This is a genomic window from Pseudogemmobacter sp. W21_MBD1_M6 (assembly GCF_052119585.1).
Taxonomy (GTDB): domain Bacteria; phylum Pseudomonadota; class Alphaproteobacteria; order Rhodobacterales; family Rhodobacteraceae; genus JBGQOJ01.
This window is the reverse complement of the sequence record NZ_JBGQOJ010000013.1, coordinates 21,057-34,535: the sequence shown is the minus strand read 5'-3', so window position 1 is coordinate 34,535 and position 13,479 is coordinate 21,057. Positions and strand designations below refer to the sequence as shown.

The 13,479-nt window shown below is 62.0% G+C and carries 12 protein-coding genes and 1 riboswitch; of the genes, 8 read left to right on the top strand and 4 right to left on the bottom strand.

The window, feature by feature from the left end; genetic code table 11:
* Positions 1-125: 125 nt before the first annotated feature.
* From ftsY to ACEN2R_RS13455, 3 genes are read left to right on the top strand one after another with little or no spacing between them, the layout of a single operon-like run.
* Positions 126-1,445 (top strand): signal recognition particle-docking protein FtsY, encoded by a 1,320-nt coding sequence (gene ftsY, locus ACEN2R_RS13465; RefSeq protein WP_442043036.1) that lies wholly within the window; start codon positions 126-128, stop codon positions 1,443-1,445.
* A 45-nt stretch (positions 1,446-1,490) separates the two neighbouring features.
* Entirely contained in the window at positions 1,491-2,396 is a 906-nt protein-coding gene (locus ACEN2R_RS13460; protein ID WP_442043034.1) for an EamA family transporter, read from the top strand.
* Positions 2,397-2,404: 8 nt separating this feature from the next.
* Positions 2,405-3,010, top strand: coding sequence for an inner membrane-spanning protein YciB (locus ACEN2R_RS13455; protein WP_442043032.1), 606 nt, complete (start codon positions 2,405-2,407; stop codon positions 3,008-3,010).
* A gap of 74 nt (positions 3,011-3,084) precedes the next feature.
* Here ACEN2R_RS13455 and ACEN2R_RS13450 read toward each other — a convergent pair whose 3' ends face one another.
* The gene (locus tag ACEN2R_RS13450; protein ID WP_442043030.1) at positions 3,085-3,792 is read right to left on the bottom strand and encodes a glutathione S-transferase N-terminal domain-containing protein; all 708 of its coding nucleotides are present in this window, start codon (positions 3,790-3,792) and stop codon (positions 3,085-3,087) included.
* A gap of 23 nt (positions 3,793-3,815) precedes the next feature.
* Positions 3,816-4,730 (bottom strand): alpha/beta hydrolase, encoded by a 915-nt coding sequence (locus tag ACEN2R_RS13445; RefSeq protein WP_442043028.1) that lies wholly within the window; start codon positions 4,728-4,730, stop codon positions 3,816-3,818.
* A gap of 152 nt (positions 4,731-4,882) precedes the next feature.
* Positions 4,883-4,961, top strand: a riboswitch (SAM riboswitch).
* Positions 4,962-5,027: 66 nt separating this feature from the next.
* On the opposite strand from ACEN2R_RS13445, the gene metZ reads away from it, so the two are divergent.
* Positions 5,028-6,209, top strand: coding sequence for an O-succinylhomoserine sulfhydrylase (metZ, locus tag ACEN2R_RS13440; protein ID WP_442043026.1), 1,182 nt, complete (start codon positions 5,028-5,030; stop codon positions 6,207-6,209).
* On the opposite strand, the gene ACEN2R_RS13435 is transcribed toward metZ, so the two are convergent.
* The gene (locus ACEN2R_RS13435) at positions 6,206-6,823 is read right to left on the bottom strand and encodes a glutathione S-transferase family protein (protein WP_442043024.1); all 618 of its coding nucleotides are present in this window, start codon (positions 6,821-6,823) and stop codon (positions 6,206-6,208) included. The genes metZ and ACEN2R_RS13435 overlap by 4 nt on opposite strands.
* 211 nt (positions 6,824-7,034) lie before the next feature.
* Between ACEN2R_RS13435 and folE2 the strand changes: the two genes are divergently transcribed.
* Together folE2 and ACEN2R_RS13425 are read left to right on the top strand one after the other, a co-directional pair.
* Positions 7,035-8,138 carry a GTP cyclohydrolase FolE2 gene (gene folE2, locus ACEN2R_RS13430; protein WP_442043168.1) on the top strand — a complete coding sequence of 368 codons (1,104 nt, stop codon included), beginning with the start codon at positions 7,035-7,037 and terminating at the stop codon, positions 8,136-8,138.
* 261 nt (positions 8,139-8,399) lie between these two features.
* Positions 8,400-9,992, top strand: coding sequence for a 5-guanidino-2-oxopentanoate decarboxylase (locus ACEN2R_RS13425; RefSeq protein ID WP_442043022.1), 1,593 nt, complete (start codon positions 8,400-8,402; stop codon positions 9,990-9,992).
* A 155-nt stretch (positions 9,993-10,147) separates the two neighbouring features.
* Here ACEN2R_RS13425 and ACEN2R_RS13420 read toward each other — a convergent pair whose 3' ends face one another.
* Positions 10,148-11,881, bottom strand: coding sequence for a serine protease (locus tag ACEN2R_RS13420; protein ID WP_442043020.1), 1,734 nt, complete (start codon positions 11,879-11,881; stop codon positions 10,148-10,150).
* Positions 11,882-12,060: 179 nt separating this feature from the next.
* Here ACEN2R_RS13420 and ACEN2R_RS13415 point away from each other — a divergent pair, with 179 nt between their 5' ends.
* Both ACEN2R_RS13415 and ACEN2R_RS13410 read left to right on the top strand, forming a co-directional pair.
* Positions 12,061-12,990, top strand: coding sequence for a glycine--tRNA ligase subunit alpha (locus ACEN2R_RS13415; protein ID WP_442043018.1), 930 nt, complete (start codon positions 12,061-12,063; stop codon positions 12,988-12,990).
* Complete coding sequence (locus tag ACEN2R_RS13410; RefSeq protein WP_442043016.1) at positions 12,987-13,478, top strand: DUF6446 family protein; 492 nt, start codon at positions 12,987-12,989, stop codon at positions 13,476-13,478. The genes ACEN2R_RS13415 and ACEN2R_RS13410 overlap by 4 nt, the downstream gene beginning before the upstream one ends.
* The last annotated feature ends 1 nt before the right edge of the window (position 13,479 follow it).

The following is a 13,479-nucleotide window of genomic DNA, read 5'->3' as shown; positions in this document are numbered from 1 at the left end:
CGCCAATCTACGTCGGGGATATAGCCAAAGTGCCTGATCCGACCCCGCGCCGGATCAGGTGGTCTTTTAAATCCGCCTGATCCACATTAGGTGAGATATAGACCAAAATCAAAGGCGCGCCCCCCATGTCCTTTTTCAAAAAGCTCAAAGACCGTATGTTCAATTCCTCCTCGAAGATCGAGGACGGGTTGGATGCGATTGTGCAGGCGGGCAACACGCCGGACCCGGACCCCCAACCAACACCCGAACCCGAACAGGTGCCGCCCACACCCGCCGAACCCGGCCCGGAACCGGAACCGCAGCCCGCGCCGGAACCCGAGCCGAATCTGCCGCCGGAGCCGCAGCACGAACCGGAAAAGCCGCGCCCCGAACCGGAACCGCTGAACATTCCCGCGCCACAGAATGACGAGGATGACACACGCGCCCCCCTCGAGGTGCCCGCCGCGCCCGAACCTGTCGCCGATCCATACCCGATGGAAATGCCGGTCTATGATACCCCGTCAGAGCTGTCAGGCTCGATCGCGGCGACCGTTGTTACGGGCAAGCCGCTCGCCGCAAAGCCGGGCATCCTCGGTCGCCTTCTGGGCCGGAAAGAGACCGCGCCAGAGCCACGCCGCATCCTTGACGATGCCATGTTGGAAAGCCTTGAGGAGCTGTTGATCAGCGCCGACATGGGCGTCGATACCGCGCTGCGGGTGACCGCCAATATGGCCGAAGGCCGCTATGGCAAGAAACTGTCGGCGCAAGAGATCAAACAGCTTCTGGCGGCAGAGATCACCCGCATCATGGAACCCGTCGCCAAGCCGATGCCGCTCTATGCGAAAAAACCGCAGGTGGTGCTGGTGGTGGGGGTCAACGGCTCGGGCAAGACGACGACCATCGGCAAACTGGCCAGCCAATTCCGCGCCTCAGGCAAGACGGTGATCATTGCCGCCGGTGATACCTTCCGCGCGGCTGCGGTCGAACAGCTTCAGGTCTGGGGTCAGCGCGCGGGCGTGCCGGTCATGACCGCGCCCGAAGGCTCTGATCCCGCCAGCCTTGCTTTCGATGCGATGACCCGCGCCGAGAAGGAAAATGTCGATCTTTTGATGATCGACACCGCAGGACGCCTTCAAAACCGTGCCGATTTGATGGAAGAACTGGCCAAGATTGTCCGCGTGATCCGCAAGAAAGACCCCGATGCGCCCCACAACACCCTTCTGGTGCTGGACGCCACGACGGGGCAGAACGCGCTCAGTCAAGTCGCCACCTTCCAAAAGCTCGCCGATGTGTCGGGCCTTGTCATGACAAAACTCGACGGCACCGCAAAGGGCGGCGTTCTGGTCGCGCTGGCCGACAAATTCGGCCTGCCGATCCATGCCATCGGGGTGGGCGAACAGATCGACGACCTGCAGGCCTTCGATCCCGATGATTTCGCCCGCGCCCTGACCGGGCTTGACGCGTAACATGCCCCCACTTTGTTCTGAAAATACTCAATCGCGGGTTGCCACTTGAGCGATTGGCTGATCGGCCTCGAGGGCACCTCTGCCGGTCATGATCTGGCGCTGGCGCTGGCCTTGCTTGCGGCGCTGCTACATGCGATTTTCGGGGCGCTGCAAAAAGGCAGGCACGACCCATGGCTGTCGCGTGGGTCCATCGACCTGTGCTACGGGCTGATTGCGGCCCCCTTTGCCCTGTTTGTCGTGCCTTGGCCGGAACCGCATATGTGGCCGATCTTTGCAGGGGCATGGGCCATCCACCTTGTCTACAAGATCCTGCAAGGCATGACCTATGTGCGTGGCGCCTATACGGTCGTCTATCCCGTGGTGCGCGGGACGGGGCCGCTGTTCGCGGTGATCGGGGCGTATTTCGTGTTCGGCGAATTCTTCAACGCGATTCAGCTGACAGGGATCGCGGTTCTGTTGTCCGGCATCTTCGGGCTTGCCGCCTATAACCTGCGCCATGTCACAGTGGACAGGGATACGCTGAAGATGGCGCTGGTGCTGGCAGTGATGACCGGCATGTTCGTCGCGCTCTATACAACTTACGATGCCTATGGAATTCGGGCGACCGCGGACCCATTTACCTTTCTGATGTGGTTTTTCTTTCTCGACGGGCTGTTTTCCATCGCGCCCTACGGGATTGTCAGATGGGCGCGCATGGCGGACCGGCCCGATCTTGGCCCCTTGCTGCAACGCGGGCTTCTGGGGGCTGGCGTGGCGTTTTTCAGCTTCGGCTCGATCATGATGGCCACGCGACTGGACAATGTGGGCGAGGCCGCCGTATTGCGCGAAACCTCGACGGTTTTTGCGGCATTGATCGGCTGGTTGCTGTTGGGCGAACGCACGGGACCGCGCCGCGTTGCCCTTATGGCGTTGATTGCGGTGGGCGCTGTGATAGTTGAGATGGGCGGATAGGAGAGATCATGACCGAGAAGAAACTGAACCCTTTTGTGAAACTCGGTCTGGAAATCGGCCCGATTGTCCTGTTCTTCATTGGCTACGGCCGGATCAAGGACCAGATATTCACCATCGGTGGTGCCGAGTATAACGGCTTTATCGTGGCAACAGCGCTGTTCATCCCGTTGATCCTGGCCTCCACCGGCCTTGTCTGGTGGCTGACCGGAAAACTGTCGAAGATGCAGGTCATGACTGCCATTCTGGTTGTCGTGTTCGGGGGGCTTAGTGTCTGGCTGAACGACGAGCGGTTTTTCAAGATGAAACCGACGATGATCTATTTGTTGTTCGGCGGCATGCTTGCCTTTGGCCTGATGCGCGGGCAAAGCTATTTGCGGCTGGTTATGGAAGAGGTCATGCCCCTGCAACAGGCGGGCTGGATGATCCTGACCAAACGTCTGGCCGCATTCTTTTTCGCGCTGGCGGTAACGAACGAGGTAATCTGGCGCACCATGTCCACCGACGCATGGGTCAATTTCAAGACCTTCGGCCTGACCGCTGCGGTGTTCGTGTTCTTCATGACGCAGGGTAAACTGATGCAGGCCTATGCGGTTGAAGAACCAACCGAAAGCTGACCCTGAAGGCCTGCGCCTCTGGCCGCATCGGGCAGGGATATTTTCAGAACAAAGAAGGGGTAGGGGTGTTTTTCCTAGCCCTTTTGTTTGAACAGCACGCCGTGGGTGGATTTATCCGCTCTAAGGTCGCCGCGCTTTTCGGCGGCAAGGGCGCGGCCCGCGATCACGCCGGGGCGCGCGCCGACCCGGTCCAGCCAGCGTTTTAGATGGGGTTTATCGTCCAGCGTCTGTTGCTGGCCTTCCCACAGGCTGGCCCAGCCCCAGATCGCCATATCGGCGATGGAAAAGAAGTCACCTGCAACGAATTCATGCCGGCCCAGCTGCGTGTCCAGCACGCGGTACAGCCGCGCACATTCGGCGCGGTAGCGATTTTTGGCATAGGGCAGGTCGTTCGGCGGTTCCATCGCGGGGGCGTATTTCAGAAAGTGATGCGCCTGTCCCGCCATCGGTCCAAGGCCACCCATTTGCCACATCAACCATTCCTCGACCGCGATTTTTTCGCGTTCCGTCGATCCATAAAAACGGCCGGTTTTGCGGGCGAGGTATTGCAGGATCGCGCCAGATTCAAACACAGACACAGGCGCACCGTCCGGCCCGTCGGGGTCGATGATCGCGGGCATCCGGTTGTTCGGCGAAATTTTCAGGAACTCGGGCTTGAACTGGTCACCCGCACCGATGTTCACCAGATGCAAGGTATAGGGCAGGCCCATTTCCTCTAGCGCGATGGAGACTTTCCAGCCGTTGGGCGTGGGCCAGAAATACAGGTCGATGGGGGCGGTCATGGCGGGCTCCTGTCAGGGTCGCCCTAGGATGACGCCTTTCGGCGCGGTGGCAAGGCCAGTTTGAACGCGGGCCACGCAAGAAGTCGCGACCAGCGCGGGGTTGCGGCCTTTGGCAGGGCCGCACGCAGGAACGGCAGGGGCAATGCGGCGGGGGTGAACAGGGCCGCGCGGTAGAAGGGAAAGATGCCGGGGCGCAGATAGCCGCTCCAGTGGCAGATGCGATAGCGCGGCGGGCTGATCTTATAGCCGATGTCGGACAACAGGGCGAGCGTTGCCCCGTCGTCGATCTGCACGTCCAGCCAGTTGCGCCGGTCCTGTCCCAGACCGCATCCAAGGGCGCGGTCACCGGGTGGATGCGGCACCAGACATTCGACACCGAAATCGAACAGGTCGTTTTCGCGGCTGGTGATGTTCAGCACCTCGGCGCTGCGGCCCGCAGGGCTGTCCAGTGCGGCGCGGGCGGCTGCCTGCATCTCTGCTGCGGCGATCAGCACCATGCGCCCGATGGCCCCCGCCGCCACGAAGGGAAGCACCTGAAGCGCCACCCGCGCCCCAAGGCTGTGCGCCATGATCTGCACGGGGCGGCGGGGTGCGATCACCGCGATCACATCCGCCAGCGCACGCGCGGCCTGTTCCGCCTCGGAGTAGGCGGACCGCAGCCTGCCGCGCGAGCTCCACCCGAAGGCAATGCAAAGCCCCGGCGCCCCGCGACCGAACCCAAGATGGAGCGGCCATGAGATCGCCTTCCAGCAGGTCTGCGCGGGGGCAAGGGACAGGATATGGGTGTGCGGGTCGTCCTTCGGGCAGCCGGGTGAGAACTTGAACCCGTGGATCAGGATCACGACGGGTGCGTCTGGGGGCAGGCCGTCCAATGCGCCCGAAAGGCGCGGCTGCCATTCGCAGGCGGGCTGTCCGGCGTTGATCGAGAGGAGGGTCATTTGCAAACTCCCACAACATCTTGTGGTCTCGGGGTAGCGCAAGCCTACGACGCCCTTGTGAAGGTCCTGTTACGCTTGCGTGACGGTGCCGTATTGCGCCCCCGCTTCCGCCCGACTCATGGTTGACCTAAAGGTGCCATGGGGCTATCCAGCACCCACAACGTGGCGATTTGTTTACCGGATTGCGGGCCACGCTAAACATGCCGCTAAAGAGGTCTGGGTCTTTGCCCCCGACGCTCTTGGTATGCGTTGGGGTTTTTTTATGCGCGGGCAAAGGCGCATGGAGGGAGACAGACAATGAAAGACACTTGGAAAAGCCGAACCAAAGCGGTGCACGCGGGCGCCCGGCGCAGCCAGTACGGCGAGCTGTCAGAGGCGATCTTTCTGACACAGGGCTTTGTCTATGACACAGCCGAGGCGGCCGAGGCGCGGTTTTTGTCGCTGGGCGAGGATGAATTCATCTATGCCCGCTACGGCAACCCCACCGTCCGCATGTTCGAGGATCGCATCGCCGCGATTGAGGGTGCGGAAGACGCCTTTGCCACGGCCTCTGGCATGGCGGCGGTCAGCGGCGCGCTGTCCTCGATGCTGCGGGCGGGCGATCATGTGGTCTCGGCCCGTGCGCTGTTCGGGTCCTGCCTGTATATCCTCGAGGAAATCCTGACCCGTTACGGCGTCGAGGTTACCTTTGTCGATGGCACGAACATCGACGAATGGCGTGCCGCGGTGCGCCCCGATACCAAGGCGGTCTTTCTAGAGGCGATTTCAAATCCGACACTGGAAGTCATTGATATAAAATCGGTTTCAGAGGTTGCCCATGCGGTTGGCGCGCTTGTGATCTGCGACAATGTCTTTGCGACGCCGGTGTTCCAGCGCAGTCTGGATCTAGGCGCCGATGTGGTGATCTATTCCACGACCAAACACATCGACGGGCAGGGGCGGTGCCTTGGCGGCGTGATCCTTGGCACCAAGGATTTCATCCGCAAGATCGCCGAACCCTACCTGAAGCACACCGGAGCCGCGATGAGCCCGTTCAACGCCTGGGTCATGCTGAAGGGTCTGGAAACGCTGGATCTGCGCTGTCGCGCGCAGGCCGCCAGTGCAACGGCGCTGGCGCAGGCGCTTGACGGGCACCCCGCGCTGAACCGCGTGGTCTTTCCGTTTCTGCCCAGCCACCCGCAATACGACATCGCCCGTGCGCAGATGGAAGAGGGCGGCACGATGCTGTCGATCGACGTCAAGGGCGGTAAGGACGCGGCGTTCAAGGTCTTGAATGCGCTAGATATTTTCACGATTTCGAACAACCTTGGCGACGCGAAAAGCATCGTCACCCACCCCGCGACCACAACCCATCAGCGCCTGCCTGACGATCAGAAAGCCCTGTTGGGCATCACGCCCGGCCTGATCCGTATTTCCGTCGGGCTAGAGGATACCGGCGATCTGATCGCGGATCTGACCGGCGCTTTGGCGACGCTTTAGGCGGTCGGGAAAAACTCTGCCGCTGTCCGGTATCCGGGCAGCGCGCGCATCCGGTCCAGCCAGCGCGCCATGGCATCCGATGCGCAAACCCCCGCCTTTTCGTGCCACTGGGCATAACCCATCACGCAGCAATCGGCGATTGTCGGCGCATCGCCCAGCAAAAACGGACTGTCGCCCAGCAGCCGGTCGAACCTTGCGCAATCCACCGCATACCGCATCCGTAGCCAGTCCACAGCGCCTTCGGGAAAGCCCTTGCCGGACACGCGCCGGTCCTCGATCAACTGTGGCAGACACATCCCGATGCGGTTTGCCTCCCAGAACAGGATCTCGCGGGCCCGCCGCATCCGGTCCGCGTCGTCGCCGCCCAACATGCCGCTGCGCTGCGCGATTTCGGTCAGGATGCTGGCGGATTGGGTCATCGCCTCGCCATCCGCCAGCAACAGCGGCACCTCGGCAAAGGGGCTAGCGGTCAGAAATTCCGCAGGGCGGCTGGCAGGATCGGCCCAGATATCGACGGTGCGGCGCTGGTGTGCGACCCCCGCCAGCGACAGGGCCAGCGCAACTTTATACGCATGGCCAGAGTCCGAATGGCCAAACAGAACGACGTTTCTCATCTCGAATTACTTTCTGAAACCGACTATATTCATGACAGTATTGTTCCGCATTATGGCGTCAACCGGGTTCAATCGGTCGCGCTGGCACAAGGTGCTATCCCCCGAATGTGATCCAATCGGGGCACCGCACCGTATCCAAAGGTAACACATTGGAATAGTGTCATGCGGACCCTATATACGGAACCGAAGCATGACGCGCGAGGGGACAAAGATGAACATCCACACGCCAGACATTGATCGTGAACCCAGCCGCGAAGAGGCAGAGCTTGCGCTTGCCCTGTTGAAAAAATGGGCTGGCGCGGTCAGCGATACGGAAATCGCGGCGCTTGATCCTGTCATCTCGCGCCTTGTGCCGGGGATGGAGGTGTCGAACTATCCCGCGCTGTCCCGCGCCTATCCCGTAGATTTCAACGTGGACGCGGCCTATAAGCGGGGCTTGCCCGACCTTCAGAACGGCCCGTCCAGCCTGATCAAAGGCGCCAAGCAGCATATCCAGCATGTGGGCATTTCGAATTTCCGCCTGCCGATCCAGTTCCACACCCGCGACAACGGCGATCTGCGGCTGGAAACCTCTGTCACCGGCACCGTCAGTCTCGAGGCGGAAAAGAAGGGCATCAACATGTCCCGCATCATGCGGACCTTCTACCGGCGGGCCGAGGAAACCTTCAGCTTCGAGGTGATCGAGGCGGCGCTGGACGACTATAAAACCGATCTCGAAAGTTTTGACGCCCGCATCCAGATGCGCCTGTCCTTTCCGATGAAAGTGACATCGCTACGGTCGGGACTGGAGGGATACCAATATTACGACATCGCCCTTGAACTGATCGAGAAAGACGGCCTGCGCAAGAAAATCATACATCTGGACTATGTCTACTCGTCCACTTGCCCGTGCTCGCTTGAACTTTCCGAACATGCGCGCCAGTTCCGTGGTCAGTTGGCCACACCCCATTCGCAACGATCTGTCGCGCGGATTTCCGTCGAGGCGGTCGAGGGGGCAGGGTGCCTGTGGTTCGAGGATCTGGTGGATATCTGCCGCGTCGCCGTGCCGACCGAAACGCAGGTGATGGTCAAACGCGAAGACGAACAGGCCTTTGCCGAACTGAACGCCGCAAACCCGATCTTCGTCGAGGATGCCGCGCGCCTGTTCTGCGAACATCTGCAAAAGGACCCCCGTATCGGCGATTTCCGCGTGCTGGCCAGCCATCAGGAAAGCCTGCACAGTCATGATGCGGTCAGCATCCTGACCGAAGGTGCCACATTCGCCGCCGACAGCCTGGACCCCAAGCTGTTCAACACGCTGTTCCACGTCGGCTAGACCGGCGCCCGGTTTAATCCATGATAAACCCGCCACGGCGCCCTGACCGGGCGCCGTCTTCGCTTGACACATCAGCGGCGCAGGGCCAACCCTAAGATCAGGGTTGGCCCTGCGCCGCGTCGGGCCTGCAACCGGCCCTGCCGGACCCACCAAAATTCTGACCGGCACCGCCCGGCGGCGACAGTCCGCGGCGCTGTCGATTGGCCGGTTAAAGGGTCTGGTGGTCCATGCTACCCTGACGGTCAAATTCTGGAGGACGTTATGGTCACAAGACCCCTTGGCGCGCAAATCTCGCATATGCTCAAGGCGCGGGGTGTGGATACGGTCTTCGGCATCCCCGGCGTCCATAACGTCGAGCTCTATCGCGGAATAGAGGAGGCGGGCATCACCCATGTTCTGGCCCGCCACGAACAGGGCGCGGGCTTTATGGCCGATGGCTATGCGCGGGCGACCGGCAAGGCGGGGGTGGCCTATGTCATCACCGGACCGGGCCTGTGCAATATCATGACGCCCATGGGGCAGGCCTATTCGGATTCGGTGCCGGTGCTGGTGGTGTCCAGTTGTCTGGAACGCAAGGACCGGGCGATAGGGCGGGGGCGCCTGCACGAGATGCGCGATCAGGAAGCCGCCGCCGCGACGGTCTGCGACTGGTCCGTGACAGCCCCCGACGCCGCCGCCGCCTACCGCCTGATCGACAAGGCCTTTGCCGAATTCGCCAGTGCCCGCAAGCGCCCGAAACATATCCAGGTGCCGATCGACGTGCTGGGTGCCCGCGCCGTTGCGGCCCCGCCCGTGCCCGCGCGGCCCCGGCGCCCCGTGCCCCATGCAACGGACGTGGCCCGCGCGGCGGCGATGCTGATGGCGGCCAAACGCCCGATCTTCGTCTTTGGCGGCGGGGCGGTGGAGGGATATCTGTCCGCACGCCGCGTGGTAAAGGCCAGCGGGGCCGCCGTGTTCACCACCTACGCCGGTCGCGGCATCATCGGGCCGGATTGCCCGTTCCACTTTGGTGCCAACCTGTCCCGCCCCGACAGCGCAGCCTTTATGGCAGAGGCGGATCTGGTGCTTTGCATTGGCACCGAACTGTCAGAGGTGGATCTGTGGCGCGATCATCTGGGACAGTCCTGCCCGATGATCCGCGTCGATATCGACCCCCACGCGCTGGCCGACGATCACCCTGCCGCCCTGCCGGTGGCGGGCGATGCCGCGGCCTTTCTTGACCTGCTGGACACCGCACTTGAAGGGCATGTGCCCGCGACCACATGGACCCATGACCACATTTCCAGCGCCCGCGCCCGGTTTCACGCAGCAACGGATGCAGAGCGTCCGGGCATCGTGCCGATCTGCGTCGCGATGATGCAGGCGCTGCCGAAAGAGACGATGTTCTTTTCCGATATGACCCAGATCGCCTATGTCGCGAAAGAGGTCTGCGATATGGACCGCCCCGCCCATTGGCACCACCCTTACGGTTTTGGAACGCTGGGCTACGCGCTGCCCGCCGCGATCGGCGGCAAGGTCGGGGTGGAGGCCGCACCGGTCGTGGCGATCATCGGTGACTACGGGTTCCACTATACGATGCAGGAACTGGGGGTCGCGGTGGAACTGGGGCTGAGTATTCCGATCATCCTGTGGGACAACGGTAAGCTGAAAGAGATCGAGGACTGCATGGTCCGCGCACAGATCGCGCCCAACGCGGTCATCGCCCGCAACCCGGATTTTTGCAAGCTGGCCGAAGCCTTTGGCGCGAGGTCAGCCGCGCCGAAATCGCTTGCGGAATTTCAGGAGGCGCTGCGGGCCGCTCTGAAGGCCGACGGCCCGACGCTGATCCACATCACGCCAGGGATCACGGCCTGATCCAAAGGACGCGCCTGCGGCGCGGTGTATATTTCTCGCCCCCGCTGGCGCGGGGGCTCGGGTTTTTGCGCTTCGCGCGAGAGTATTTGGACCGAGAAGATACCGCTACTTTGTTCCTTAAATACTCGAATGCAACAGGCCGGTCCTGTGCGCGATCAGTTCCAGCAGGACACCAGAACGGTCATGTCCATGCCGATGTTTGTCAGGTCTTCTGCCGCTAGGTCGCCCGCTTGATCTGTCGCGCTGATCGTAATTCCGCCGGCAATCAATGACGTCACAATCGCGCCGGTGTTTGCGGCAAAGCTGACCTCGGGGGGCAGTTGCTGGGCGCTGTTCCCGGCGCGTGGCAACAGCATGCCGATCACCGCGCCAGCGCTGTCGATGACCGCGCCGCCCGCGTCGCCGTTGCGCGCGGACAGGGCCAGACGTTGCAGATGCTCTTCGCCGTTCAGCCCGTGAATGTCGGCCAAGGTGCCGAAGGTCAGCGTCGGTGCGCCCAAGGCGCCGTCATAGGGGTAGCCCGCAACGGCCACCTCCTGTTGCAGGCGCGGGATACTTTGGCGGAAGCGGGCAAAGGCGGATGGCGCCAGAGGCGCAAGTGGCTTCAGAACTGCAAGGCCAAGAACCGGATCGGTCATCGCCACACCCATTTCTGTGTCACCGTCGATCGTCACCGAGGTGCAGTTGGCCACCGCATCTGCCGTGGTCAGGACCGTGCCCGCGTTGTCGATATAAAACCCCGATCGCGACACCGTGGGTTTGCGGATTTCAAGGCCCGCCAGCATATTGATGCTTTGATCTGCCGCCCCTTTGCCAAGGCTGTCGTCCAGTGCGCGGTCACCCAGCGGGGTAAAGCTTGCGCGCATCTCGTCCAGCACTCGGTCACGGCGCTTTTCGTCGCCGCGTGGCCAGACCAGCGTAAAGCCCTTGATCAGCCCGCCCGACAACGCGGCCTGGGTATAGCTGGTGATCTCGTCGTTTTCGCCGGTCAGCACAAAGCTGGAGGATTTACGCTCGCGCATCCCGTCCAGAGGCACAATCGCAAGGGTCTGCATGATGTCGTAAAGGCCGAACAGCGTGTCCTGATCGCCCTTCTGCGAGATCAAAAGCACCTGTACGACCTCGCCCGAGGCGCCGTTGTATTTCACGAAGGGCGGCTCGTAGTGGTCGAATTGCACCAGCGCTGTGGGCATTCTGATTTCGATGCCCGCCGCCGTGTCCGTGACCGTCTGCATTCCGATCCCGGCCAGAACTTCCTCATAGGCGGCGATCAGGTCGCGGCGTTGGGCGGTGGTCAGCACGCCTGTGGCCTCATAGCCCTTCGAGGCTTGGTATTGGGCCATCGAATTGCGGGTGCCGGGGCCGAATGCGCCGTCGATCGCGGCGGCATAGAACCCTTCCCATTGCAGGGCGGTTTGCAGCAGTTGCCGCGCGGCGCGGTCCAGCAGGCCTTCGCTGCGGCGGGCCTCTTCGGGGGTTTCGTCCAGCGGGGCGTCGGGCACGATCGGCATTGCGATGGCAAGGTCGGGCAGGGCGGGTTCGGGCACTGTCGTCTCTGGCGCGATGGGCTGCACTGTGATCGTGGCGGATGCGCCGACAGGCCAGAATTGCTGCCGGAAATTGCCGCCATCCGCGACAAAGCTGTCGCGCGGGATCGACCCGCGTCCGCGCAGGTCTGCCAGAACCTCGGGGGCGACGGCGGGGTCGAACGGCCCAAGGGCAATTGCGTACCAGCCCGACCCCAGGGCGAACCCGTTGACGGTTTCAAAGACGGTCGCATAGTCGCGGGCACGTTCCTGCGCCTTGGACAGGCTGGGCTGCGCCTCGATCTGAAGCCAGGCTGTCGCCTGTGCGTGGGCAGCCCCTGATAGCGATGAAAAAACCGTCATTAAAATAACCAAAGCAAAATACCGCATTATTCCCCGCGTTACATCATTTGTCCCCGTTGCGGGGCAATCGCAAAGAATCTACCAGACGGGGCGGCAGATGCACGTCAATAATCCGTGCGATCCATTGACCGCGCCCCGAGTGTTGCCTATTGAGAACGCGCTTTACCAAAGGGTCCGAGATGGCAACGCGCGACACAGCCCCCCGTAGTTTTCAAGAGATTATCCTCAGGCTTCAGGCCTATTGGGCGTCAAAGGGATGTGCCATGCTGCAACCCTATGACATGGAGGTGGGGGCGGGCACGTTCCACCCCGCGACGACCCTGCGGTCCCTGGGCAGCACGCCTTGGGCGGCGGCCTATGTCCAGCCTTCGCGCCGTCCCACCGACGGGCGCTATGGCGAGAACCCGAACCGCCTGCAACATTATTACCAGTATCAGGTGCTGATCAAACCCTCGCCGCCGGACATGCAGGACCTGTATTTGGGCAGTCTGGCTGCCATCGGCATCGACATGGACATCCACGATATCCGGTTTGTCGAGGATGACTGGGAAAGCCCGACGCTGGGTGCCTGGGGGTTGGGCTGGGAGGTCTGGTGCGACGGCATGGAAGTGTCGCAGTTCACCTATTTCCAGCAGGTCGGCGGGCATGACTGCCATCCTGTATCGGGGGAATTGACCTACGGGCTGGAACGTCTGGCGATGTATGTGCTGGGCGTCGATCATGTCATGGATATGGCCTTCAATGCGCCCGATGCGCCAATTCCGCTGACCTATGGCGATATCTTCCGCCAGACCGAACAGGAATACAGCCGCTGGAATTTCGACATCGCCAACACCGATGTCCTGCTGCGCCATTTTGAAGAGGCCGAGGCCGAATGTCGGGCGATCCTTGACGCGCCCTTCGATGACCCCAAGACCGGCAAGCGCATCGTCATGGCGCACCCCGCCTATGACCAGTGCATCAAGGCCAGCCACCTGTTCAACCTGCTGGACGCGCGCGGCGTGATTTCCGTGACCGAGCGTCAGGCCTACATCGGCCGCGTGCGGGCATTGGCCAAGGCCTGCGCCGATGCCTTTGTGCAGACGACAGCCGGCGGGTGGGCCGCATGAATGGCAAGATACCAGCAACGGTTATCGCTGTGATCGCCGTCATCGCGGGCATCGCGATCTATTACCTGCAGGTCTACGCCTATTACCAACCGGTCCTGATCAGCAGCGATCCGGCGATCAAAGGCGCCACCCGGATCGAACTGACCAGCATCGTCAGCGGCGAACCAGAGGTGATCCTTGCCGAGAATTTTGAGGGGATCGACGCCACCAGTTCCCCCTTGCGGTTCCGCGGGTGTTTCACAACGCCGATGTCGCTGGGAATGCTGTCGGAAACCTATGTCAGCTACGAAAAAGCCGTGCCGCTGATCACGCCGGGCTGGTTCGAATGCTTTGACCCCGAGGACATCGGGGCCAAACTGGAAACCGGAGAGGCGCTGGCCTTTCTGTCGCACAAGAATATTGCCGATGGCGTCGACAGGATCGTCGCTGTTTTCCCTGATGGACGGGCCTTTGTCTGGCATCAGCTTAACGATACATACGCGGATTAAT

Coding starts and splice junctions, on each gene's coding strand:
- ftsY (WP_442043036.1), top strand. CDS start 126: ATGTCCTTTTTCAAAAAGCTCAAAGACCGTATGTTCAATTCCTCCTCG.
- ACEN2R_RS13455 (WP_442043032.1), top strand. CDS start 2,405: ATGACCGAGAAGAAACTGAACCCTTTTGTGAAACTCGGTCTGGAAATC.
- ACEN2R_RS13450 (WP_442043030.1), bottom strand. CDS start 3,792: ATGACCGCCCCCATCGACCTGTATTTCTGGCCCACGCCCAACGGCTGG.
- ACEN2R_RS13445 (WP_442043028.1), bottom strand. CDS start 4,730: ATGACCCTCCTCTCGATCAACGCCGGACAGCCCGCCTGCGAATGGCAG.
- metZ (WP_442043026.1), top strand. CDS start 5,028: ATGAAAGACACTTGGAAAAGCCGAACCAAAGCGGTGCACGCGGGCGCC.
- ACEN2R_RS13435 (WP_442043024.1), bottom strand. CDS start 6,823: ATGAGAAACGTCGTTCTGTTTGGCCATTCGGACTCTGGCCATGCGTAT.
- folE2 (WP_442043168.1), top strand. CDS start 7,035: ATGAACATCCACACGCCAGACATTGATCGTGAACCCAGCCGCGAAGAG.
- ACEN2R_RS13425 (WP_442043022.1), top strand. CDS start 8,400: ATGGTCACAAGACCCCTTGGCGCGCAAATCTCGCATATGCTCAAGGCG.
- ACEN2R_RS13420 (WP_442043020.1), bottom strand. CDS start 11,881: ATGACGGTTTTTTCATCGCTATCAGGGGCTGCCCACGCACAGGCGACA.
- ACEN2R_RS13415 (WP_442043018.1), top strand. CDS start 12,061: ATGGCAACGCGCGACACAGCCCCCCGTAGTTTTCAAGAGATTATCCTC.
- ACEN2R_RS13410 (WP_442043016.1), top strand. CDS start 12,987: ATGAATGGCAAGATACCAGCAACGGTTATCGCTGTGATCGCCGTCATC.